This is a genomic window from Arthrobacter ginkgonis (genome assembly GCF_039540195.1).
Lineage (GTDB): Bacteria > Actinomycetota > Actinomycetes > Actinomycetales > Micrococcaceae > Zafaria > Zafaria ginkgonis.
Genome location: NZ_BAABEO010000034.1, coordinates 143,092 through 166,817, shown reverse-complemented (window position 1 = coordinate 166,817; position 23,726 = coordinate 143,092). Strand labels below are relative to the sequence as shown.

Here is a 23,726-nt window from a genome sequence, read left to right as displayed (position 1 = left end):
GACTCCTTGGGTGAAGCGCGGGAAGGGTGAAGTGTGGGTGCGGTCCCTGCGGGCCGGGCACGACGGCGGCAGGTCCCCGGCCCGGGCGGGCCGGGGACCGGTGCGGCTAGTGCACGCGCTGGTGGGTTTCCGGGACCTTGGTCAGGGTCAGGAGGGCCAGGACAATCACTGCCGCGGCGGCCATGTAGTAGCCGGGTGCGGCCGGGATGCCGGACTGCGCCACCAGCGCGGTGCCGATGAACGGGGCCGTGCCGCCGAAGAGGGCGTAGGCGACGTTGTAGCTGACGGCCGCGGAGGTGAAGCGGGTGCGGGTGGTGAAGATTTCGACGAAGAAGGTGTAGCAGCCGCCGCCGTAGATGCACATCGGGACCACGAACATCAGCTGGCCGAGAATGGCCAGGGGCAGCGAGCCGCTGGTGACCAGCATGAAGCAGGGAACGGAGAGCACGGCCAGGGCCAGCGAACCGGCAATCAGCATCGGCTTGCGCCCGAACTTGTCGCCCAGGATGCCGCCGAGCGGCAGGAGCAGGGCGTAGAAGGCCATGGCCGCGGCGTTGGCCAGCAGCGACTGCTCGCGGCTGAGGTGGCCGGTGGTCTGGACGTAGGAGACGAAGTAGCCGGAGAGGAAGTAGAAGCCCATGGCGGTCAGGCCCATCACGAAGATGACCTGCAGCATGCGAACCTTGTTCTCGCGGAAGGCCTCCTTGACGGGGCTGTACTCCTTGGCGGTTTCCTTGGCCAGGATCTGCTTGAATGCCTCGGACTCCTCGGTGCGGCTGCGGATCCACAGGCCGAAGAAGGCCAGCGGCAGGGCCAGCAGGAACGGGACGCGCCAGCCCCAGGCCATAAAGGCCTCGGAGGACATCGACTGGGACAGGATCAGGATCAGGGTTCCGCCGAAGACGGAGGGCAGGGCGGTGGCGGCGAGCGTGATGTTCAGCCAGAAGCCCCGCTTGCTCAGGGGCGCGTGTTCGAACACGAACGCCGGGGCGCCCACGGACTCACCGCCGGCGGAGAAGCCCTGGACCATGCGGCACAGCACCAGCAGCAGCGGTGCCAGCGCACCGATGGTGGCGTAGGTCGGCAGCAGGCCGATCAGCGCGGTGGCCGCGCCGATGGAGAGCAGGGTGACGTAGAGGACCTTGCGGCGGCCGATCTTGTCGCCGAGGGAGCCGAAGAAAAGCCCGCCGAGCGGGCGGACCAGGAAGGCGACACCGAAGGTGGCGAAGGTGGCCAGCAGTCCCGCCAGCGGGCTGGCGCCGGGGAAGAAGAGCTGGGAGAGCACGACGGCGGAGAGGCCGTAGAGGGTGAAGTCGTAGAACTCGATGAACTGGCCCACGCTGCCGCCGGCCAGCACCCGCAGCTGCATGCCGGAGGCCGGGCGGGTCCGTTCCTGGGTGGCCGGGGAGGCGGACCCCGCCGGCGTTGCGTTCGTGTTGGTGGTCGTCATGCCGACCACCGTACGGAGGGGGTGTTTCCCGCCGGGTTCGGCGCGTAACGGGCCGGTGACATGTCTGCGCTGGTCGTGTTGCCGGATTCGGCAGCGGCCCCGCCTCCCCCGGAAACAGGGTGGAAACACATTCTGGTATCGGTCATGGCTGTTCCCTCGCTCGATGGACTCCGGTCAGGCCGCGTCGGCCGCCGCCCCTGCCGTTCCGGGATCTGCGGAAGGTCCGCACGACTCCGGGCTTGCTCCCATCATTGTGAAGCGGATCACACGCGTCCAATTGATTGTACCGTTGGTTCACATCGACAAAATCGATCCAAAAGCGCGGGGTCAGTCCTTTACGCCGTACAACCGGCGGGTGACCTCGGAGAACGCGGTGGACTTCGCCGTGGGCCGGGCGCCCGCGGGGCGGACCAGCAGCACCTCGATTCCCGGCAGGTCCTCGACGATGCGCAGCGGCACCACGCGGCCTCCTGCGTAGGTGAGGTCGTGGTGCAGCCGCTGGTTCAGCACCGAATAGCCGTGCCCGCGGGCCACGAAGGACCGCACCGTCTCATAGCCGGAGGCCCGGTGGCGGATGGTCGGCTCCACGCCGGCGAGCCGGAACAGCCCCAGGAAGTACTCGCGGGTGTGCGGCAGGTCCAGCAGGATGAACGGCTCGTCGGCGAGCTGGTGCAGGCTGACCTCCCGCTCCGGACTGGAAGCCAGCGGATGGTCGGCGGCCACGATCACGTGCGGGGGCACCCGCTCCACGACCTGCCGCTCCAGGTCCGGACCCAGCCCCAGGTCGTACATCAGCGCCAGCTCGCACCGACCCTCCTCCAGCGCCCGGCGCAGCGACTCCTGGTCCCCCTCGAGGAACGTCACGTCCACCCCGGGATGCGCGGCCTCGAAGTGCTGCAGGATCGCGGCCGCGCGGAACGGGGCCAGCGGGGAGAACACCCCCACCACCAGCTCGCCGACCAGCTGCGCGTCCTCGTCGTGGACGGAGCGGTAGAGCTGCTCGGCCTCCTCCAGGACCACCTGGCAGCCGCGGAACAGCCGCCGCCCCGCCGAGGTCAGGCGCAGCCCCCGGCGGGGCAGCCGGACGAACAGCTCCGAGCCCATCTCCTTCTCCAGCTGCGCGATCGCGGAGGAAAGGGTGGACTGCGTGACGTTCAGCGCGGCGGCCGCGGCCGTCATGTTCTCCAGCTGGGCCACCACCCGGAAGTAGCGCAGCTGGACCAGCGTGAACTGCTTGCTCATCCCTGCATTATGCCAACGGGCACGACGCCGGGAGGCCGGGGCGCGTGCCCCGGCCTCCCGCCGTCATGGCGTGTCCGCAAGCGCAGGGCAGCAGGGTCCCCGCAAGAGAGCGGCCAGGGGTCCCCGCGCGTTAGTCGTCGTTCCCGTCCGCGGGCTCCAGCGCGACGACCAGCGTCTGCGTCTTGGTCTCGGTCAGGAGCCCGGACCAGACGTTGCGCTTGACCTTCTTCACCTTGTTGCCCTTGGTCTTGACCTTCACCACTTCCTGCTTGACCAGGGTGCGGTACTCGACCTTGGTGGTGACCTCGTACGTTCCGACGCCCAGCCTGGCCTTGCGCTTGGCGTCGACCAGCACGGTGCCGTCCTTCACCACGGTCAGGGTCTTGGAGACGAGCTTGGCCCGCTTGGCGACCTTGACCCGGGGCTTGACGGTAGCCAGCTCGCCGGCCGCGACGGTCCGGTCCGAGAGCTTGCGGATGACGACCGCCGGCTTCGACTCCGCCTTCCCCTTGTGCGTGAGGATGATCGGCTGGGGCGCCTGGACGGCGGAGGCCGGCGCCGGGGAGGCCGAGGCCACAACGGCACTGCCCAGGACCAGGGACGAGGCGGCGAAAAGGGCCGCGGTGGCGCGGCCGAGGCGGATGAACATGTTCCCCCACTTTCAGGCCGGGTGCGATCCGGCCGACTGGCATTGACTGAGGGAATCATAGGCACCACGGGACAGTAAATACGATGGTTTCTTCCACATGAGTCAACACTTTTTGTGTAATGACTAGTCAGGGCACGATCGTCGGACGCAACGGGCGCGCCCCGCCGGCGCACCCCACCGGGGCGCCGGGCACGGCAGGCCCCGCGGCCCGTGCACTAGGCTGGATGTGCCGTCCAGGCCGTGGCCGCGCGCTCGGAGGTCGAACCGCCGCCGCGGCCTGTTGTCCTTCCCCGCGGCCCTTGCCTTCCGGCCGGCCGCCTGCTCCACCCCGAAAGTAGCGCATGACCACCGCTCTCCAGCCATCCGCCACCGGCACCAAGACCCGCCCCGTTGCGGGATGGCGGCAGGTGAGCCTGGCCATGTTCGCCGTGGCGTGGGGCGGGAACCAGTTCACCCCGCTGCTGTCCATGTACCGGGCCGAGAGTGCGTTCAGCGAAGTGACCGTCAACGTGCTGCTCTTCGCGTACGTCGTCGGGCTGGTCCCCTCGCTGCTGGCCTCCCCCGCCGTGGCCACCCGGTTCGGCGGGAAGAAGCCGCTGGCCGCCGCGGTTTCCCTCAGCGCGCTGGGATCGCTCCTGCTGATGGCCGGCGCGTCGGCTCCCGCCCTTATGTTCCTGGCCCGGACCCTGAGCGGCGTGGCGTTGGGTCTAGGCATGGTCGTGGGCGGATTGGCCCTGAAGGCCCTGGCCGTCGCGGCGGCGGAGCGCACCGCCCCGGGCGCGCGGCAGCCGTCGGCGGCGCGGACCTCCGCCATGGGCCTGACCGCCGGGTTCGGGCTAGGCGCCGGCCTGGCCGGGATCGTGGCCCAGTGGCTGCCGCTGCCCACCCTGCTGCCGTACGTCCTGCACCTGGCGGTGTGCACGGCGGCCGGCGTCGGCATGTTCCGGTTCCGCCCCGCAGGGCACCGGCACGACGGCGGCGGGCAGCACGCGCCCCGCAGCTCCTTCTCGCGCGAGTACCTGCTGGCGGTCCTGCCCGCGGCGCCCTTGATCTTCGGTGCGTTGGGCATTGCGTACGCGGTCCTGCCCTCGGTGGTCGCGGCCCAGCTGGGCGGTTTCTCCACGGCATTCTCGGCGCTGCTGTGCCTGCTGTGCCTGGGGCTGGGTTTCGCCGCCCAACGGGTGGTGGCGCACTTGTCCGCGCGCCGCCGGGTCCCGGCGCGGATGCTCGGCGTGGTCCTGTTCGTTGCCGGAACCGCCCTTGCCGTCGCGGCCGCGACCGGACAGTCGGTGGGCCTGGTGGTCCTCGCCGCTGCGGTCTTCGGCATCGGGTACGGTCTGACCCTGATCGGGTGCCTGCAGGATTGCGATCGACTCGCCCTGCCGGGCCAGCTCGGGCCGATGACCAGCCTGGTCTACAGCCTCGCGTACATCGGCTTCGGGCTGCCCACGGCGATCGCCTGGCTCCACGAATCCTTCGGGTTCAGGCACACCTCCATGCTGGCGTGGATCGCGGCCATCGCCGCCGCGGCCAACCTCACCGGAGCACTGGCGGCAAAGGCACGGCGCCCGTAAACCCAGGCCTACAAAAACCCGACCAGCTCCACCAACTCGAATGCACGGTGGCGCGGCGCGGGGCGTTCCCGCATGCCTCCGGACCGGGCATCGTCATCGGGATACAGATGCGCACCCACGCGGCGCGGCCGCGCCTGGAATCCCTGCCCGGCGCCGGGGTAGCGCAAAGTGGCGTCCACGGGTAGCCAAGGCATCTGCCCCCGATCGCTACCCCTAGACAGGCACCGGCCTTTCGCCGTACTCTCCTAGTGGCTAGGCCACTAACAGAGTGATCCAGCAGGCCATCATCTGTCCGCTTCCCCAAGGAGTCCCCCGTGAGCACCCAGACTTCCGCCCTGGCGCGGGCCACCGGCCCGCTGTCCGGCCACACCGTCATCGACCTGACCCGCGCGCTGGCCGGTCCGCACGCCGGCATGATGATGGCCGACCTGGGCGCCCGGGTCATCAAGGTGGAGACCCCGGGGCACGGAGACGACACCCGCGGATGGGGTCCGCCCTTCGTGGGCCCGGAGGATGACCCGCAGGCGACCTACTTCCTCTCCTGCAACCGCAACAAGGAGTCCATCGCCCTGGACCTGAAGAGCGAGGACGGGAAGAACACGCTCACGGCGCTGCTGCGCGAAGCCGACGTCGTGATGGAGAACTTCCGCCCGGGCGTGCTGGACCGGCTCGGCTTCTCCACCGAGGCCATGCACGCGCTGAACCCGGGCCTGGTGGTCCTCTCGATCACCGGCTTCGGCCACGACGGACCCGAAGCCGCCCGGGCCGGCTACGACCAGATCATCCAGGGCGAGGCGGGGCTGATGTCGCTGACCGGGTCGGGCCCGCAGGACCCGCAGCGGGTCGGCGTTCCCATCGCCGACCTGCTCTCCGGGATGTACGGGGCCTACGGGGTGCTCGCGGCACTGATCGAGCGCCAGGCCACCGGCCGCGGCCAGGTCGTGCGGACCAGCCTGCTGGCCTCCGTCGTCGGCGTCCACGCCTTCCAGGGCACCCGCGCCACCGTCGCCAACGAGGTCCCGCAGGCCCAGGGCAACCACCACCCCTCGATCGCCCCCTACGGGCTGTTCGCCTGCAAGGGCGGGCACGTGCAGATCTCCGTCGGGTCGGAGAAGCTCTGGGCCGCCTTCGCCGCGGCCTTCGGACTGGACGCCGCCCGCCCCGAGTTCGCCTCCAACGCCACCCGGGTGCGGCACCGCGCCGCCGTCATCGCCGAGGTCGAGCGCGCCTTCGCCGCCTACGGGCCGGCCGAACTGCTGGACCTGCTCAACCAGGCCGGGATCCCGGCCGGCAAGGTGCGCACGCTGGACGAGGTCTACGCCTGGGACCAGGTCGCCAGCCAGGGGCTGAAGGTCGACGTCGAGCACCCGGTGCTGGGCACGGTGACGCTGCCCGGCCCGCCGCTGCGCTTCTTCGATCCGGCCACCGCCGAGGAAACCACCCGCACCGCGCACACCGCCCCGCCGCTGCTCGACGCCGACGGCGCGGCGATCCGGGACTGGCTGGCCACCGGGGTGGCCCGATGAGCGCCGGTCCCGTGGCGACGGCCGCCCGCCCGGTGCGGCTGGACGCGGCCGGGCTGATCGAGGCGGTGCTCGACGCCGGCTCGTTCCGCAGCTGGGATACCGCCCCGGTGCAGCCGGCCTCCGCCAGCCCCGAGTATCTGGCCGAGCTGGAGGCCGCCGCCGCCAAGAGCGGGACCGACGAATCCGTCATCACCGGCGAGGGGCTCATCCGCGGCCGCCGGGTCGCGGTGATCGTCTCCGAGTTCCGCTTCCTCGCCGGATCGATCGGGCAGGCGGCGGCCGCGCGGATCACCGCGGCGATCGAGCGCGCCACCACCGAGCGGCTGCCGCTGCTGGCCGGTCCGGCCTCGGGCGGGACCCGGATGCAGGAGGGCACGCTGGCCTTCCTGGGCATGGTCACGATCACCGACGCGGTCCGCCGGCACAAGGCCGCCGGGCTGCCCTACCTGGTCTACCTCCGCCACCCCACCACCGGCGGAGTGATGGCCTCTTGGGGATCGTTGGGGCACATCACCGTGGCCGAGCCCGGCGCCCTGCTGGGCTTCCTGGGCCCCCGGGTGTACGAGGCCCTGCACGGCGAGCCGTTTCCCGAGGGCGTCCAGGTCTCCGAAAACCTCTACCGGCACGGGATCATCGACGCCGTGGTGCCCCCGCACGAACTGGCTCCGGTGGTCGACCGGGCCCTGCAGGTGCTGCGCCCGGACGGCGGCGATACCGCCCCGCCGGCGCCCCAGACCCTCACGGTGGAACCCTCGACCCGCGATGCGTGGTCCTCGATCGAGCTCTCCCGCAACCCGCGCCGGCCGGACCTGCGCTGGCTGCTGGCCGCCGGAGCCGACGTCGTCCTGCCGCTGAACGGCACCGGGGAGGGCGAGAAGGACCCGGGGCTGACCCTGGCGCTGGCCCGCTTCGGAGGCCAGTCGTGCATCGTGCTCGGCCACCAGCGCCCCCGCCACCCCGACGCCAAGCCCATGGGGCCGGGGTCGCTGCGCGAGGCGCGGCGCGGCATGATGCTCGCGCAGGACCTGGACCTGCCGCTGCTGACCGTGATCGACACCCCCGGTGCCGACCTGTCCCGCGAGGCCGAGGAGGGCGGGATGGCCGGGGAGATCGCCCGCTCGCTCCACGGGCTGATCGGGCTGCCGAGGCCCTCCGTCGCGGTGCTGCTGGGGCAGGGCTGCGGCGGCGGGGCGCTGGCGCTGCTGCCGGCGGACCGGATCATCGCCGCGCAGAACGCCTGGCTCTCCCCGCTGCCCCCGGAAGGGGCCAGCGCGATCCTGTACCGCACCACCGATCGGGCCGCGGAGATCGCCCGCGCCCAGGGCGTGGAGGTCGCCGCGCTGCGCGCGGCAGGGCTCATCGACCACATCGTCGACGAGCGCCCCGACGCCGCGGCCGAACCGCGCGAATTCTGCGCGCGGATGGGCCGGGCCATCGAGTACGAACTCGGGCGGGCCCGCGCGATCCCCGACGCCGAGCGACTGCACCTGCGCCGGATGAAGTTCGCCCGGCTGGGGCACTAAAGGCAGAGGCACTGAAAACGGCCGGGCCGGCCGCACGGAGCGGAGCCGGCCCGGCGGGTTCCGGTTGGGATGCGGCCGGAACCGACGGGACAATGGGGGTGCGCCGGGCCGGTTCGGCCCCCGGCGCACCCCCACCGTACGGAGGCAGGCCATGAAAGAATTGACGGCGCTGGAGCGTGCCATCGTCTCGGTGCTGCAGATTGACCCCCGGGCCTCCTGGCGCAAGGTCGCCGAGGTGCTGGGCGAGTCCGAGCGCACCGTGTCGCGCCGCGGCACCGAGCTGTTGGCCGAGGGATTGGTATCGGTGGTCGGCATCCGCCCCGAACCAGCGAGCGTGATCGCGCAGCTGACCTGCTCCCCCGGCACGGCTCGGGCCGCCGCCGCCTCCTTGGCCCAGCGCCCTGACACCACCTTCGCCTACACCGTCAGCGGCAGCGGGGACGTCGTCGCCGAACTGCTGATCCCGCCGGCCCGGCTGAGCACACTGCTCAGCGAGGAACTGCCGGCAACGATCGGGCTGACCCACGCCACCAGCTATCCGGTGCTGCACTACTTCCGCACCATCCGCGGCTGGCACCCGCACCCGCTCACCCCGGCGCAGGTCAGCGCGCTCCAGGCCCGGCACACCGTGGACACCGGGCGGCTGGACACCGCCTCGCCGCTGGATGGCGTGGACACCGCCCTGGTCGAGGCGCTGTGCGCCGACGGCCGGGCCACCTTCGAGGCGCTGGGTCGCCGGGCCAACGTCGCCGAATCGACCGCCCGCCGGCGCATCGACTGGATCCTCGGCACCGACCAGGTCCAGCTGCGCGTCGTGGTCGAGCCGGCACTGCTCGGCTTGCCCACCGAGGCGCTGCTGTGGATCCGGGTCAACCCGGCACTGGTCGAGGCCGTCGGCGAGGAACTGGCCCGCGACCGGCGGGTGCGCTACGCGGCAGCGGTCGCCGGGGACTGCCAGATCGTTGCCGACGTCGCGGTCGAGGATCCGGCCAGCCTCTTCGCGCTGGTTACCGCCAGCACGTGGGCGCGCCAAGTGGAGCGGGTGGAGACCACGCTGGTGCTCGAGGCCCGCAAACGCGGCGGGCTCCGCCTCGCCCCGCCGGCCTGGTAGCGGCCCCCAGCATGCCGGATCCTGCGGCGTGAAACAGATCAATTGCGCGAATCGGGCAAAATTATGGCCAAATCCGCAACCCATTGCGTGCAGAGGAGCGACAAATTCACCATGAATGCGAAGAGATGGCCGAACTCGTCATTCGGTGAGGCCGCTCACGGCACCCGCCGGGTGCCGACCACGCATCGAAGGACCCACGCCCATGCCATCACCCCTGTACTACCGTGACGCGGTCGAGCTCGCCGCGCTCATCCGCGACCGCGAGCTCACCGCCGTCGAGGTCATGGACGCCCACCTGGAGCGCCTCCAGGCCCTGAACCCGACCCTCAACGCCGTCGTCTCCGCCGACGCCGACGCCGCTCTCGCGGCCGCGGCCGCTGCCGATGCCGCGCAGGCCGCCGGCACCCCGCTCGGGGCCCTGCACGGACTGCCGATCAGTTTCAAGGACACCCACAAGACCGCCGGAATGGTCACCAGCTACGGCTCTCCGCGGCACGCCCGCTTCATCCCGGAGGCCAACGACCTGCACGTGCAGCGCATCATCGACGCCGGAGCGCTGCGCATCGGCAAGACCAACGTGCCCGAGTACGCGGCCGGTTCACACACCACCAACCGGGTCTTTGGCCCCACCCGCAACCCCTACGATCCCTCCCGCTCGGTCGGAGGCAGCTCCGGCGGCGCCGCGGCGGCGCTGGCCGCGGGCTTCCAGCCCATCGCCGACGGCTCGGACATGGGCGGCTCGCTGCGCAACCCGGCCTCGTTCTGCAATGTCGTGGGGCTGCGTCCCACCCCGGGGCTGGTGCCCAACGCCGACGGCCCCAACGGCTTCGACCCGCTGACCGTGGCCGGCCCGATGGCCCGCACCGTCGACGACGTCGCCCTGCTGCTCTCGGTCATGGCCCGCCCCAGCGGGCGCGACCCGCTCGGCTACACCGACCCGGCCGTCCAAACCGGGCGCGTCACCGCGGCCGAACTGTGCGGACTGCGCGTGGCCTACGCTCCGGATTTGGGCGGGCGGATCCCGGTGGATCCCGCGGTTCGCGGGGTCATTGCCGCGGCCGCCGCAACGTTCGCTGCGGCAGGGGCGCACGTCGAGGAAGCCTGTCCGCGCTTGGACGGGGCCGAGGAGGCATTCCGGACACTGCGCGCCGCGGAGTTCTTCACCGAGTGGGGCGAGGACTTCGCCGCCAACCCGGAGGAGTTCAACCACCTTCTGGCCTGGAACATCGAGACAGGGATCAACCTCGCCGGCCGGGACGTGCTCCGCGCCCAGGCCCAGGTCACCACGCTGGTGCGCGCCGCCGTGGAGTTTTTCGCCGCCTACGACGTGATCCTCGCCCCCGCCGCGCAACTGCCGCCATTCGACGTCGAACTGGACTTCCCGCACGAGGTGGACGGGCAGGCCCAGCACGCCTATCTGGACTGGATGCGCGGGGCATACCTGTTCACCCCACTTGGGATCCCCGGCATCAGCGTCCCCGGCGGCTTCACCGCCGAGGGGCTGCCGGTGGGGGTCCAGCTGCTCACGCGCCGGCGCACCGACGCGACGCTGCTGTCCATCGCCAAGGCCTATGAGCAGGCCACCGGCTTCGCCCGGTGCCTGCCGGCTACCCAGGAGGTCACCGCGTGAGCACCCCCACCCCCGCCGGACGCGTCCGTCTGGCCACCCCCGGCCGGCTGGCGCTGGCCGCGCTGCCGATCATCGGCTTTTTCGCCACCCCGTGGCTGCCCTTCGCCCGCGAGGCCACGCTCTGGTTCGGTTTCCCGGCCGTAATGGTCTGGTTCGGCCTGATGGTCCTGCTGACCGTGGCCGTGCTGCAAGTCATTGACGGGATGTACCTGCGGGCCGGCGGCCGCGAGCAGGACGCCTGCGACGAGGAAGGAATCTCCGCATGAGCCTGCAGATCGCCATCGTGCTGGGCATCGTTGCCATTGGGGCCCTGGGCATCGTCGGGCGCAAGCGCCAGAAGGACCTCGCCGAGTGGACCGTCGGCGAGCGTGACATGCCCAAGTGGACGGCCTGGTTCCTGCAGGCCGGCGAGTCCTTGACCACCTTCAGTTTCCTCGGCCTGGCCGGGGTCGCCTTCGCCGGGGGCGTCAGCGGCGTCTACGCCGTCGGCTACCTGACCATGTCGACGATCGGGCTGTACTTCGTCACCCCCAGGTTGCGCCAGCTCGGCGCCAACCGCGACTACCTGACCATGGCCGATTTCTTTATCGACAGGTTCCGTTCCCCGGTCCTGGGCAAGATCGTGGCGCTGGTCGGAGCACTGTTCCTGATCCCCTACCTGCAACTGCAGGTCACCGGGCTGGGGCTGATCGTGGAGCTGGCCACCGGCTCCTCCTCCGCGCGCGGCCTGGCGATGGTCGTGGCCAGCGTGCTGGTCATCATGTTCGTGCTGTGGGCCGGGATCAAGGGCCTGGCCCGGGTCGCGATCCTCAAGGACGTCTTGATGCTGGTGGCCCTGGCGGTGGTGCTGGCCGGCGTCGCCTTCTCTTTGGGCGGGATTCCGGAGGTCTTCGCCAAGGTCGCCGAGGCCGACCCCGTGCTGCTGACCCTGAACGCCCCGGGCTTCGACGCCACGTTCTTCACCACCGCAATGCTGGTCACCGCCATCGGTTCCTGCTTCAACACCATGCCGCACCTGTGGCCACCGGTCCTCGCCGCCAAATCCGGAGCCGTGCTGCGCAGCAACTACAAGTGGCTGGCCGTTTACCAGCTCCTGCTGTTCATCCCGGTCACCATTGGCCTGGGTGCGGTCCTGGTGCTCGGGACGGACACGACCGGGAACAGGGTCCTGCTGACCATGGCCGGGCACACGCTGCCCACCGGGTGGGTGGCGCTGATCGCCATCGCCGGAGCCTCCGCCGCGATGGTCCCGGCCGGCGCGATTGCCATGGGCATCTCCACCCTGGTCTCGCACAACCTGCTGCCGGCCACCAGCGGCAGGGCGCGGATGCGGCTAAACCACCTGGTCGTCGTCGCCGCGATAGGCCTGGCCCTGGCCTTCGGCCTGTTCCGCTCCGACATCGGCGCGCTGCTGCTGCTCACCTATGGCGGGCTGACCCAGCTGGCCCCCGCCGTGGCGCTGGCCCTTCCGGACCGGGTGCGGGTCGGTGCCCTGCCGGTCCTGTGGGGGATCCTCACCGGCACCGCAGTGGTCGCCGTGATCACCTTCGCCGAGATCCCGATCGGTTCCTGGGATTCCGGGCTGATCGCCCTGGTCCCGAACCTGGCCGTCGTGGCCGTCGCCGAGGCCATCCGCCGGGCGCGCGGCGGGCGCGACGTACGCGATGACCGGGACGTGCGCGATGACCGCTCCCTGGAGAATCCGGCCATGACGGTGCGGGCGGACGTTTCCTAGGGGATGCGCCCACCCTGCGATGTACGACGGCGGCGGGCCCCGGCAGGGGGCCCGCCGCCGTATCGCTTTTGGTCCCGAACCGTTTCTGTTGCCGCGCCGCTAGCCGGGAGGTCCCTTTCTGTGGCTGGCCGCCATTCCCGGCACGCCGCGACCGTGGGTCAATGGGCCCGGGAGCACCCCGCCCCACTGACCTTCGAACGATCCGAGGCAGCCATGAAAACCACAGCAGTCTTCACGCCCCTGGCCGTCCTTGCGGCGGCCGCGGGACTGGTCGCCTCCGCAGCCCCCGCGCACGCCGCGGCGGACGAGGTGCAGTACGCCAACGTCCACCTGCTCGCCAACGGAGCCGGGATCAACGCGGAAGTCGGCTATGTGTGCCAGAAGGGCTGGCAGGGCACCCTCAGCATCGCGGTGTCCCAGGCCAACGGGCGCAACGCCGCCATCGGACGCTACTACCCGAGCTACCTGAGTGAGTGCACCGGGAAGGCGCAGACCCTTGAGGCCGTCATCCTGCCCGAGACCCTGGCCTTCAGGGAGGGCAGCGCCCTCGTCTGGATCACCCTGGACCTGTGTCCGGCCGTGCAGCCGCCCATCGCGGAGGGAACGATCCCGCAGCAAACCTGCAAGTCCGGGGACACGCTGGTGCTGGAGACCGAACTCGCCGAATAGGCGGAGCCCCGACCCTACGGCCCCTGCCCCTGCCCCTGCCCCTGAACGAGATTGCGCAAATGGCCGGAATGGACCTGCCATTCCAGCCATTTGCGCAAGACGGTTTCCGGACCTGTGCCTTCTTCTAGAAGTCCGCCCGGCCGGCCTCAGCCCGCTTGAGCTCCGCCCGGTAGAAACCAGGCCGGCGCCGGCCGGCCCCGACCAGGAACAGCGCTCCCACGGCGAGGATGCCCACCCCCACCACGAACACCAGGCCCACGCCACCGATGTGCGAGCCGGAGCCGTACTCGGGGTCCAGGCTGTCCACCGCGGTCTGAAGGAACACCGCCACCAGTGCGGCCCCGCCCAGCAGCGGCGCCACCAGGCGCAGCAGCAGGTTGCGCACGGAGGCGAACGCGGTGCGGCGGAAGAACCAGGCGCAGGCCAACGCCGTCATGCCGTAGTAGAAGCAGATCATCATGCCCAGCGCCAGGATGGTGTCGTTCAGGACGTTCGTGGAGAGCACCCGCATCAGCGCGTAGAACCCGGCGGAGACGGCCCCGGCGAACACCGTGGCGAACACCGGCGTGCGGTACTTCGGGTGCAGCGTGGAGAAGCGGGCAGGCAGGGCGCCGTGGTGTCCCATCGCCAGCAGCGAGCGGGCCGGGGAGAGCATGGTGGACTGCAGGGAGGCCGCGCAGCTGGAGAGCACCGACAGGGAGAGCAGGATCGCGAACGGCCCCATCACGGGATTGGCCAAGGCAGCGAAGAGGTTGCCGGCGTTCTCCGGGTTGGCCAGGCCCAGGCCCTCGGCCCCGGCGCCGGCGAACACGGTCGCGGCTACCGATCCGGCCAGGTAGATCACCAGCACCACAACGGCGGTGACGCCCGCCGCGACGCCGGAGGCGCGGCCGCCGTCGGTGGTTTCCTCGTTCATGGTCAGGCACACGTCCCAGCCCCAGAAGGCGAAGATGGACAGGCTCAAGCCCACCGCGAACGCGGAGAAGGAACCGATGTTCAGCGGGTTGAACCAGTCCCAGCTGAAGGCGGCGGACCCGGGCTGCGTTCCGGCGCTGCCCCAGGCCGCTGTCACGAACCAGGCCAGGACCACCACCTGGAAGCCCACCAGCGCCACCTGCACGCCCCGGGTGGCGTTCAGGCCGCGGCAGGACACCCACACGGCCAGCGCCACGAGCGCCAGGCAGGTGCCGATGTTGACCAGCGGATCGGCGGCCAGGTCCGCGATTTCCGGGCGGCCCGTCAGCTGGGCCAGGAAGAGGTAGAGGAAGTCGACGGCGACCCCGGCCAGGTTGGACAGCACGATGATGTTCGCGGCCAGCAGCCCCCAGCCGCCCATCCAGCCGGCCCGCGGCCCGAACGCCTTCCACGTCCAGGTGAACGTGGTGCCCGCATCCGGCAGGGCGGAATTCAGTTCGCGGTAGCCCAGCGCCACCAGGAACATGGGGATGAAGCCGACCAGGAAGATCGCCGGCAGGTGCTCGCCCACCGCCGCGGCCGTGGGGCCCAGCGAGGAGGTCAGCACGTAGGCCGGGGCGATGGTGGACACGCCGATGACGATCGCCGCCGCCGTTCCGATCTGCCCGGCGCGCAGGCCCTTGCCCCCGGAGGGTGCGTCCGCGGAGGAAGCGGGCGCGGTGGAGGCGGGTACGACGTCGGTGCGCGGGGTGGTGCTCATGGGTTCGCCTTTGCTTGGGAGGGCGGATGTTCAGGGAGCGGGAGGTGGGGGCGGGCGCGCGCCATTGCGCGCCCGCCGAATGGCGGAACCGCGTGTGTTACGGGAATCCGTGCCGGTGGGCTGTTCGCGCTACCGCGCCGGCTGCTGCTGGGTGATGCAGTGGATGCCGCCGCCGCGGGCGAAGAGCTCGCGGGCGTCGACGCCGACGATCTCGCGTCCGGGGTAGGCCTGGGCGAGGACGGCCAGGGCCTCGGCGTCGTGGGGGTCCTCGAAGGTGCAGGCGACGACTCCCCCGTTAACCACCAAGTGGTTGATGTAGCTGTAGTCGACCCAGTCCTCGTCGTCGTGCAGCAGGGCCGGGGCGGGCACGGGCAGGATGGTCCAGGGCCGGCCGGCGGCGTCGGTGGTGGCCTCGAAGACCTTCCGGATCCGTTGGGAGACCTCGAAGTCCGGGTGCTCCGGGTTGCGCTGGTCGTGGATGAGGACGGTGCCCGGGCTCGGGATGGCCGCGACGATGTCCACGTGGCCGCGGGTGCCGAAGAGCCCGTTGTCGCGGGTCAGCCCACACGGCAGCCAGATGGTCTTGGTGGCCCCGAGCAGGCGGGCGAACTCGGCCTCGATGTCCGCCTTGGTGGCGCCGGGGTTGCGGCCCGGATCCAGCTGGACGGTCTCGGTGGCCAGCACGGTGCCCTGTCCGTCGACGTGGAACCCGCCGCCCTCGTTGACGATCCGAGCGCCCACCACCTGCACGCCGGCCAGCGCCGCGACCTCGGCGGCGATGAGGCGGTCCTTGTCCCAGGCGGCCCAGTCCTGGGCGCCCCAGCCGTTGAAACCCCAGTCCACCGCCGCCAGGGCCCCGGTGCGATCGCGGACGAACGTGGGACCCATGTCCCGCATCCAAGCGTCGTTCAGCGGCCGGATCACGTATTCGACCGCATCGCCGAGGTGCCGGCGGGCGTGGGATTCGGCGGCCGGGTCCACCACCAGGGTCACGGGGGCGAACCGGGCCACGGCACGGGCGGTGTTGGCCCACGCGGTGCGGGCGGCCTCGGCCTCCGCCTCGGTGTCGCCGAGGGTGTAGCCGCCGGAGGGGAAGGCCATCCAGACCCGTTCCTGCGGGCCAGTCTCGGCCGGCATCGTGTAGGTGGACAGCACCGTCTCCATCTCAGGCACCCGCCGTCAGGGAAGCGGCGGGGACGGCGCCGGAGGTGCCCACCGGGGTGCCGGCGACCGGTTCGGTGAGCGCGCCGTAGGTGTCGGGGCGGCGGGTGCGCAGGAACGGGAAGAGGGTGAGCCAGTCGCGGCGCTGATCCAGGTCCAGGGCCGCGACCAGCACGGCGGAGGCGTCCCGCGGGGCGCGGACCAGGATCCGGCCGAACGGGTCGGAGATGAAGGAGGAACCGTAGAACGTCAGGGTTCCCTCGGAGCCGTACCGGTTGGGCGCGATCATGAACAGCCCGTTGGCGATGCCGTTGCCGACGATGGTCTGGCGCCACAGCGGTTCGGTGTCGAAGTCCGGGTGGTCCGGCTCGGAGCCGATCGCCGTGGGGTAGGCCAGCGCGTCGGCCCCGGCCAGGGAGTAGATGCGGGCCGGCTCGCTGAACCATTCGTCCCAGCAGGTCGGCAGGCCCAGCCGCAGCCCGCCGAGCGATTCCGGGGCGTGGACCGGGTACGGGTCATGCTGGCCCAGATCCTGGTTCGGGCCGGGCCGGAAGTAGTGGTCCTCGTAGTAGCCGGCGGTCACCGGGATGTGCAGCTTGTGGGTGGCCCCGGCCAGGGACCCGTCCGGGGCCACCAGGATCGCGGTGTTCAGTCCCCGCCCGTCCGGCCCGTCCGCGCGCTGATAGAGCGAGGCGTGCACGTGGACCCCGTAGCGGGAGGCCTGCTCGGCGGCGAAGGCGAACGTCGGGCCCTCCAGCAGGTCCTCCGCGGTGTCCGCGGCCCGGCCGGCCGGCAGCGTGTCCGCCGGGTAGCGCGAGAGCGTGAGCTCGGGCAGGAACACCACCGACGCCCCGTGCCCGGCCGCCCGGGCGATGCCCTGGGACAGTTCCTGCCGCACGGCCGCGGCGTCCGGCTGCCAGCGGTGCTGCACCAGGCCAACGACCACGCTGCCGCGCTCCGGGGACTCCGTGCGGCACAGCGAACGCGGCGGGGTGAGATTGGTGATTTCCTGCATTGGGGGCTCCTGCGATGGTCAGTTCCGGCGGGCGGCGACCCTTCGGAATAAAACGAATGTGATTCGTTAAATAGTATGGCGCGGGACACATTCACCGCGCAAGAGGCAAAACGAATAGGATTCGCTACATGGCCCGCCCCAGCACCCCTAAGCTCTCCCCCGTCAGCATCGCGAAGGCTGCGCTGAAGCTGGTGGACGGCTCCGGCGAGTTCACCATCCCGCAGCTGGCCGCCGCCCTGAAGGTCCGCCCCTCCTCGCTCTACAACCACGTGGGCGGGAAGGGGGAAATCGTTGAGCTGATGCGCGGGGAGGCCATGTCCGCGGTCCAAGTCCCCGACTCCGGCCAGGGCGATTGGCGCGAGGTGGTGCGGGGCATCGCCGTCACCTACCTCGACTCCTACTCCCGGCACCCGCGGCTGATCCCGCTCCTGACCTCCCACACCGTGCGGGACCGGACCACCCTGCGGGTCTACGACGCGCTGGCCGCGACTCTCGCGGAGGCGGGATTCGGCCCTGCGGAGCGGCTGGAGGCGATCACCATCCTGGACTCCTTCGTGCTGGGCTCGGCCCTGGACGCCGCGGCGCCGGCGGTCGTTTGGGAGGCCGACGCCGAGGCCTCCCCCGCGTTCCGCGAGTCCCTGGACGCGGGCCTGACCGTGCCGGACCGGGCACGCAGGACGTTCCTGGCCGGACTGGAGATCCTCCTGGCCGGGCTGGACACGCTCAAGGCCGGCGATGGCGCGCGGTAGGCTCTGACCAAACCCTGTGCCACCGCCCGAAAGAGACGCCCATGCCCACCGCCACCGTCAACGACGCAGCCCTCGCCTACCTCGACTCCGCGCCGGGCGCCGACACCGACAAGGTCCTGCTGCTGCTGCACGGGCACGCTTTCGACAAGTCCATGTGGGCCGGGCAGGTGGAGCACTTCGGCGCCCTCGGCTGGCGGGTCATCGCCCCGGACCTGCGCGGCTTCGGCAAGTCGGAGGTGACCCCCGGCATCGTCTACACGGAGGAGTTCGCGGCCGACGCGATCGGGCTGCTGGACGCGCTGAAGGTGCCCGCCGCCGTCGTGCTGGGCTATTCGATGGGCGGGCAGGTCGCCATGGAGATCCAGCACTCCTACCCGGAGCGGGTGCGCGCGCTGGCGATCGTGGACACCGTGCCGCAGGCCGAGGACGCCGCGGGCAGGCGCCGCCGCAACACCGTCGCGGACCGGCTGGTCACCGAGGGCATGCAGGCCTACGCCTCCGACGTGCTGGGAGTGATGATCGCCGCCCACAACGTGCAGGCCAAGCCGGGGGTCGCCGCGAAGGTGCTGGAGATGATCCGCCGCTCCCCCGCCGCCGGGTCCGCCGCCGCCATGCGCGGGCGCGCTGCCCGCCGCGACTTCACCGAGACCCTGCGCGCGGTCACCGTTCCCGCGCTGGTGATCGCCGGCGCCGATGACGCGTTCGACGACGGGGCCGGCGCCCGTATGCACGAACTCATGCCGCACAGCACCTTCGTGCGGATCGACGGCGCCGGGCACACCCCGAACATGGAGCAGCCCCAGGCGTTCAACGCCGCACTGGAGGAGTTCCTCGCCGGACTGTAGGCACCGCGCTGTACCGGCCGTACCGTGATACCGGAACACCGGGATACCGACACGCCGCGGCGTTCAAACAGCGCGGCACCCAAACAGCACGGACGAACGGGGGCGGCCAAAAGCATGCGCGGCAGGGCGACCATTGTGGGGGCCGGGATCGGCGGCCTCGCGACGGCGCGCGCCCTGGGCGCGGCGGGCTGGGAGGTCACTGTCCTGGAGCGCGAGCCGTTCCTGTCCACGGCGGGAACCCAGATCGGGATCTGGCCGAGCGCCTGGCGCACCCTGCAGGAGCTCGGCGTCGCGGAAAGGCTCAGCTCCGTGGCCATCGGGCTGCCCGGGGGCGAACTGCTCCACCCCGACGGCCACGTGCTGGTTCGCATCGCCGCTCGGGGCACGCTGCGGCTCGTGCCCCGGATGGAACTGCTGGAGGCGCTGCTGGGGGGATTGCCGGAGGGGACCGTGCGCTGGTCGAACCGTGCCGGCCCGTCCTCGCCGCCCCCGCCGGCGGACGTGGTGGTCGGGGCCGACGGCGTCCACAGCGCCGTGCGCGCTGCGGCCTTCCCGCGGGCACGGCTGCGCGACACCGGGGTGGTGGCCTTCCGCGGCGTCGCCCCCGTTCCGGTGGATGGCGCCTCCGAAACCTGGGGGCGTGGGCTGATTTTCGGGACCGGCCCGTTCCCGGGCGGGGGCACCAACTGGTACGCGGGCGTGGCGGTCGAGCTGGCCGGCACGCGCAACGAGGACGCGCTGGCCGTCCTGCGCCGGCTCTACGCGGGCTGGCATCCGGGCGTGCAGCGGGTGCTCGACGCCGTTCCCGAGGGAGGGGTCGACCGGCGCCGGATTGAACAGTCCGCTCCCTTGTCCTCCTTCGTGTCAGCCAACACGGTGCTGGTGGGCGATGCCGCGCACGCGATGGCGCCGCACCTGGGGCGCGGCGGCTGCGAGGCCGTGGCGGATGGCCTGATCCTCGCCGAATCCCTGGTCCGCGCGCCCACCGTGGCCGAGGGCCTGGCCCGCTACGACCACGTGCGCCGGCGTCCCTCCCTGCGCATCGTCCGCGCCTCGGCGCTGGTGTCCAGGATCAGCAACCGCTCGTGGCGCCCCGGCGCGAGGGACGGCCTGCTCACGGCCATCGGTTCCGTGGCCCATCGCCTGTCCTGATCGGCGGACTCCCCGTCAGTGCCGGATCCGGGACACGAACGCGGCCAGCTCGGCCGCCATCGGTTCCGGCTTCCAGCCGTGCTGGGCGCCGGGCAGGCGCTTGCGCTCGGCGCCCGGGATCGCGGCGGCGATCAGCTCGGCCGCGGAATCCATGATCTCGTAGGTCTCCTCGCCGACCATCGCCAGGACCGGGACGCGGATGCCGGCGCACAGGTCGGCCAGCGGGGCGGATTCGGCCCAGGCCAGCGATTCGGCATCGGGGCGCAGGCTGCCGGCCTGGGTCACCATCGCGGGGATGCTGCGCACCGCCTCGAGGATCTCGGGCGGCATGTCCTTCATGTATGCGGCCAGCGCGCCGTCCAGGGCGCCGTGGTCGAGCAGCCGTCCGATCTCCGCGGCCCATTCGCGGGCCCCGCTGTCCGGGGGCGCGAGCGGCGCCTCCCAGAGCGCGAATCCGGCCACGGGCACCCCGTGCGTTGCCGCGTACAGCGCGATCGAGCACCCCGAGGAGTGCCCGCACAGCACGGCGTCCCCGCCGGCCGACTCGACCAGGGCGGCGAGCGCGGCGACCTCACGGTCCAGGGTGATGGGCCCTTCGGCAGGGCTTTCGCCGCGGCCGAGCCTGTCGTACACGATCGAGGCCACCCCGCGGGCCTGCAGGAGTTCCGCGGTGGACGTGGTTTCCCGGTCGATCTCCCGCCAGGGGCCGGCCCCCGCGACAAATACGACGGCGGGTGCTGCGCCGCGGTCATAGGCACCGGCGGCATGGGCGGCGTCGCTATAGGGACCGCCGTGGCCAAACGCGCCCCGGCGGTCGAAGGCGACGCGGTCGCCCAGGGACGTGGTCGCAACCTCGGACACGGTTCCTCCTCGGCTTGTCATCAAGGATGGCGGACATGCCCAATATGCGCCCTCCCCCACCCTGCAAGGAAGAACAGCGCCGGATTCCCTCCCGCTAGGTTTGCCCGGCACGTACGCTGGCTGCGACCCGAAGATTCAAGCCGGAGCGGGACGCCAACACGGAGGAACCATGGGGATCTTGACGGTGGAGCAGATCGTGAGCGCCGACGGCTACGCGGCCGAGCCCGACGGCGGGTTGGGCTTCTTCGAGGAGGTGGACGTCGCGGACCCCTCCGATCCGGACCAGCTCGCCTTCCTGGAGCGCGTCGACGCGATCGTCCTGGGGGCCAACACCTACCGGATGTTTGCCGGCTACTGGCCCACGGCCGACCCCGCCGTCGAGCCGGTGGCCGAACCCATCAACCGGCTGCCCAAGTACGTGGTGTCCAACACCCTGGACTCGGCCCCCTGGGGCGACACGGAGGCCGAATTGCTCCGGGGCGACGGGGCGGCGTCCGTCGCCTCCCTCAAGGAGCGCCACCAGGGAATCGTGGTGTGGGGCAGCCTGACGTTGACATATTCGCTCTTCGCCGCAGGGCTCGTCGACGAGCTGCGGCTGCGGATCGTTCCGGTGCTCATCGGGGCCGGGTGGTCGGTCACGCCCGCGAGCCTGGGACACGCCCGCCTTTCCCTCGAGAATGCGGTGACCCACCCCAGCGGCCACGTGGGCCTGACCTACCGGCTGCGCTGAATCGAATCAGCCCCGGACCGTCAGGGACCCGGGGTCAGGACTGCGACAGCCGGGAGACGGCTTGCCCCAGGTCCAGGGTGTGGGCCGTATGGTCGCGCTTGACGGTGAGGTAGTGGACGTTGGCGTCGGAGAGGAACACCCCGGTGGGCACCCGCTCCGCGACGGCCACGCCGTGGGATTCCAGCTGCGCCGCCTTGTCCGGGTTGTTGCTCAACAGCCGGATCCTGCCGGCCCCCAAGGCCAGCAGCATCTGGGCCGCGGACCGGTAATCCCTCTCGTCCTCACCGCGTCCCAGCGCCACGTTCGCCGCATAGGTGTCCAGGCCCGCGTCCTGCAGCGCGTAGGCGTCCAGCTTGGCGTAGAGGCCGATGCCGCGCCCCTCCTGCCGCAGGTAGAGCAGGAAGCCGCCCGCGGCGGCGATCCGCTCGACCGCCTCGCGCAACTGCGGTCCGCAGTCGCACCGCTGTGATCCGAACACGTCGCCGGTCAGGCACTCGCTGTGGGGCCGGACCAGCGGCGCCTCACCGCCCGCGGCGGAGCGGTCCAGCGCCTGCTCCCAATCACCCAGGCCCACCAGCAGGTGCTCCCGGCCGTCAAGAAGGCCGTCGAAGGTGAACACGTCCGCGGTGGTGGCGTAGCCGTCGGCAAACTCCAGCGGCAGGCGCACCCGCGTCCGGACCAGTGCGGCCGCCTGGTCCACGGCCGGGGCCGAGACCGCAGGGGTGTCCGGGAGGGGCGGGGCTTCAGGGACCACGGCGCGCGGGGGTGCGGATACGGGGCAGCTGGTCGTCATCGTCGCTCCAATGCTTGAAGGTTAAAACAACCCTACGGCAGTCCCCTTGATCCTTCAACCATGTTCCGCTGCCCGCGGACACCGGTCCGCCCGGCGGCACGGCAACTTCGGGCCGGGCGAACGGCCCCGCCTCCGGAGGCTCCGGGCACGGCACGACGCCGGCACCCGGGCGGGTGCCGGCGTCGTACCTGAACTGCCCTACGCGGTCGGGGCGAGCCTCCCGGTGCCGCGCGCGCCGTCGGCCGCGGTTCCGTCGGTGCCCGGTGCCCCGCCGTCGAGGTCCTGGATCTCCTCGCGGGAGCGGTCCTTGGCCGCCAGCAGCGAGACCAGGCTCATCGCGGAGAAGGCCATCCACAGCACGGCCACCATCCACAGCGATCCGCCGCCGGCCATCACCAGCGCGGTGGCGATCATCGGGGTGAAGCCGGCGCCGAGCGTGGAGGCCAACTGGTAGCCGATCGAGGTGCCGGAGTAGCGCACGGAGGTGGGGAACAGTTCACCGACGAACGCGCCGTACGGGCCGGCCGTGAAGCCCTGGACCAGGCTCAGGCCCAGGAAGATGGCCAGCAGGAAGGCGGTCGTGGAGCCCATCTCCAGCAGGCCCATCACCGGGAAGGCCAGGAGCATGGCCCCGATGTTGCCCCAGATCAGGATGCGCCGGCGCCCCAGCCGGTCGGAGAGCTTGGAGGCGACGATGATCGCCGCGATCGTGCCCACCCCGCCGATCGCCTTCAGGTTGAGCACCTCGGTCTGGGCCAGGACGGCCTGCTGGACGGCGTAGGAGATCGCCCAGGCGCCCATCAGGCCCTGCGCCATCTGGCCGGACAGGCCGGAGGCCACCGCGACGAGCAGGGACTTGGGGTGTTCCCGGAACAGCTCGGCGGCCGGGACGCGGCTCTTCTTCGCCTCGCTCTTGGCGGAGAGTTCCTTGAAGACGCGGGACTCGGAAACCCGCATACGGATGAAGATGCCCAGGGCCATCAGCACGGCGGAGAGCACGAACGGCACGCGCCAGCCCCACTCGATGAACTGCTCCTTCGGGAGCGTGGACATGGCCGAGAGCATCAGGGTGCCGAGGATGGTGCCGGCCGGGGCGCCCATGTAGGCGAAGGCGGCCGCGAACCCGCGGGATTCCTTCTTGGAGTTCTCGAAGGCCAGCAGCATGGCGCCACCCCATTCGCCGCCGACGGCGATGCCCTGGAAGAGTCGCAGGCTCACCAGCAGAATGGGGGCCCAGACGCCGATCTGTTCGCTGGTGGGCAGCAGGCCGATGGCCGTGGAGGCCAGGCCCATCATCAGGACGGTGCCCACGAGGATCGACTTGCGGCCGACCTTGTCCCCGAGGTGCCCGAAGATGAACCCGCCCAGGGGCCGGGCGATGTAGCCGACGGCGAGCGTGCCGAAGGAGACGAAGATGGCCAGGCTGGGGTCCATTCCGGCGAAGAACACCTGGTTGAAGACGATCCCGGCGGCGGTGGCGTAGAGGATGAAGTCGTAGTACTCCACCGCGGTGCCCAGGAAGCTGGAGAAGAGGATGCGGCGCATCTCCTGCGGGCTGGCGGTGTAGCTGGCGGTCGGTCCGGGCACGGGTCCCGGGGCGTTGGCATTCAGGGTCATGGCGTTCCTTGAGGGTGAG

General features: G+C 71.4%; 21 protein-coding genes. 12 read left to right on the top strand and 9 right to left on the bottom strand.

Annotated elements, in window-relative coordinates:
• Positions 1-106: 106 nt before the first annotated feature.
• From ABD912_RS21665 to ABD912_RS21655, 3 genes are all read right to left on the bottom strand, one after another.
• Positions 107-1,450 (bottom strand): MFS transporter, encoded by a 1,344-nt coding sequence (locus ABD912_RS21665; protein ID WP_345154249.1) that lies wholly within the window; start codon positions 1,448-1,450, stop codon positions 107-109.
• Between the two features lie 327 nt (positions 1,451-1,777).
• A complete protein-coding gene (locus ABD912_RS21660) occupies positions 1,778-2,692 on the bottom strand; it encodes a LysR family transcriptional regulator (protein WP_345154248.1) in 915 nt (304 codons plus the stop codon).
• A 130-nt stretch (positions 2,693-2,822) separates the two neighbouring features.
• Positions 2,823-3,341, bottom strand: a complete 519-nt coding sequence (locus ABD912_RS21655; RefSeq protein WP_345154245.1) for a hypothetical protein — start codon at positions 3,339-3,341, stop codon at positions 2,823-2,825.
• A gap of 341 nt (positions 3,342-3,682) precedes the next feature.
• Between ABD912_RS21655 and ABD912_RS21650 the strand changes: the two genes are divergently transcribed.
• From ABD912_RS21650 to ABD912_RS21615, 8 genes are all read left to right on the top strand, one after another.
• Entirely contained in the window at positions 3,683-4,915 is a 1,233-nt protein-coding gene (locus tag ABD912_RS21650) for an MFS transporter (RefSeq protein ID WP_345154243.1), read from the top strand.
• A gap of 314 nt (positions 4,916-5,229) precedes the next feature.
• Positions 5,230-6,441 carry a CaiB/BaiF CoA transferase family protein gene (locus ABD912_RS21645; protein ID WP_345154242.1) on the top strand — a complete coding sequence of 404 codons (1,212 nt, stop codon included), beginning with the start codon at positions 5,230-5,232 and terminating at the stop codon, positions 6,439-6,441.
• Entirely contained in the window at positions 6,438-7,964 is a 1,527-nt protein-coding gene (locus ABD912_RS21640; RefSeq protein ID WP_345154241.1) for a carboxyl transferase domain-containing protein, read from the top strand. Before ABD912_RS21645 ends, ABD912_RS21640 begins: the two co-directional genes overlap by 4 nt.
• Before the next feature lie 151 nt (positions 7,965-8,115).
• A complete protein-coding gene (locus ABD912_RS21635; RefSeq protein ID WP_345154240.1) occupies positions 8,116-9,075 on the top strand; it encodes an Lrp/AsnC family transcriptional regulator in 960 nt (319 codons plus the stop codon).
• Between the two features lie 202 nt (positions 9,076-9,277).
• Positions 9,278-10,705, top strand: coding sequence for an amidase family protein (locus tag ABD912_RS21630; RefSeq protein WP_345154238.1), 1,428 nt, complete (start codon positions 9,278-9,280; stop codon positions 10,703-10,705).
• Positions 10,702-10,971: a hypothetical protein gene (locus ABD912_RS21625; protein ID WP_345154237.1), complete on the top strand. Its 270-nt coding sequence runs from the start codon at positions 10,702-10,704 to the stop codon at positions 10,969-10,971. Before ABD912_RS21630 ends, ABD912_RS21625 begins: the two co-directional genes overlap by 4 nt.
• Complete coding sequence (locus ABD912_RS21620) at positions 10,968-12,440, top strand: sodium:solute symporter family protein (RefSeq protein WP_345154236.1); 1,473 nt, start codon at positions 10,968-10,970, stop codon at positions 12,438-12,440. Before ABD912_RS21625 ends, ABD912_RS21620 begins: the two co-directional genes overlap by 4 nt.
• 213 nt (positions 12,441-12,653) lie before the next feature.
• Positions 12,654-13,109 carry a hypothetical protein gene (locus tag ABD912_RS21615; protein WP_345154233.1) on the top strand — a complete coding sequence of 152 codons (456 nt, stop codon included), beginning with the start codon at positions 12,654-12,656 and terminating at the stop codon, positions 13,107-13,109.
• A 124-nt stretch (positions 13,110-13,233) separates the two neighbouring features.
• On the opposite strand, the gene ABD912_RS21610 is transcribed toward ABD912_RS21615, so the two are convergent.
• The 3 genes from ABD912_RS21610 to ABD912_RS21600 all read right to left on the bottom strand — a co-directional run bounded on the left by ABD912_RS21610 (position 13,234) and on the right by ABD912_RS21600 (position 16,960).
• The gene (locus ABD912_RS21610) at positions 13,234-14,784 is read right to left on the bottom strand and encodes an APC family permease (RefSeq protein ID WP_345154232.1); all 1,551 of its coding nucleotides are present in this window, start codon (positions 14,782-14,784) and stop codon (positions 13,234-13,236) included.
• 129 nt (positions 14,785-14,913) lie between these two features.
• Positions 14,914-15,948: an agmatine deiminase family protein gene (locus tag ABD912_RS21605; RefSeq protein WP_345154453.1), complete on the bottom strand. Its 1,035-nt coding sequence runs from the start codon at positions 15,946-15,948 to the stop codon at positions 14,914-14,916.
• Position 15,949: 1 nt separating this feature from the next.
• Positions 15,950-16,960, bottom strand: a complete 1,011-nt coding sequence (locus ABD912_RS21600) for a nitrilase-related carbon-nitrogen hydrolase (protein WP_345154230.1) — start codon at positions 16,958-16,960, stop codon at positions 15,950-15,952.
• Positions 16,961-17,088: 128 nt separating this feature from the next.
• On the opposite strand from ABD912_RS21600, the gene ABD912_RS21595 reads away from it, so the two are divergent.
• The 3 genes from ABD912_RS21595 to ABD912_RS21585 all read left to right on the top strand — a co-directional run bounded on the left by ABD912_RS21595 (position 17,089) and on the right by ABD912_RS21585 (position 19,706).
• Complete coding sequence (locus tag ABD912_RS21595) at positions 17,089-17,709, top strand: TetR/AcrR family transcriptional regulator C-terminal domain-containing protein (protein WP_345154228.1); 621 nt, start codon at positions 17,089-17,091, stop codon at positions 17,707-17,709.
• Between the two features lie 41 nt (positions 17,710-17,750).
• On the top strand, positions 17,751-18,554 hold the full coding sequence (locus tag ABD912_RS21590) for an alpha/beta fold hydrolase (protein WP_345154225.1): 804 nt from the start codon (positions 17,751-17,753) through the stop codon (positions 18,552-18,554).
• Positions 18,555-18,668: 114 nt separating this feature from the next.
• Positions 18,669-19,706, top strand: coding sequence for an FAD-dependent oxidoreductase (locus tag ABD912_RS21585; RefSeq protein WP_345154222.1), 1,038 nt, complete (start codon positions 18,669-18,671; stop codon positions 19,704-19,706).
• Between the two features lie 15 nt (positions 19,707-19,721).
• Here ABD912_RS21585 and ABD912_RS21580 read toward each other — a convergent pair whose 3' ends face one another.
• The gene (locus ABD912_RS21580; protein WP_345154220.1) at positions 19,722-20,567 is read right to left on the bottom strand and encodes an alpha/beta fold hydrolase; all 846 of its coding nucleotides are present in this window, start codon (positions 20,565-20,567) and stop codon (positions 19,722-19,724) included.
• Between the two features lie 169 nt (positions 20,568-20,736).
• Between ABD912_RS21580 and ABD912_RS21575 the strand changes: the two genes are divergently transcribed.
• Complete coding sequence (locus tag ABD912_RS21575; RefSeq protein ID WP_345154218.1) at positions 20,737-21,297, top strand: dihydrofolate reductase family protein; 561 nt, start codon at positions 20,737-20,739, stop codon at positions 21,295-21,297.
• Between the two features lie 34 nt (positions 21,298-21,331).
• Here ABD912_RS21575 and ABD912_RS21570 read toward each other — a convergent pair whose 3' ends face one another.
• Together ABD912_RS21570 and ABD912_RS21565 are read right to left on the bottom strand one after the other, a co-directional pair.
• Positions 21,332-22,090, bottom strand: coding sequence for a GTP cyclohydrolase II (locus ABD912_RS21570; RefSeq protein ID WP_345154216.1), 759 nt, complete (start codon positions 22,088-22,090; stop codon positions 21,332-21,334).
• A gap of 198 nt (positions 22,091-22,288) precedes the next feature.
• A complete protein-coding gene (locus ABD912_RS21565) occupies positions 22,289-23,707 on the bottom strand; it encodes an MFS transporter (RefSeq protein ID WP_345154214.1) in 1,419 nt (472 codons plus the stop codon).
• Positions 23,708-23,726: the final 19 nt, after the last annotated feature.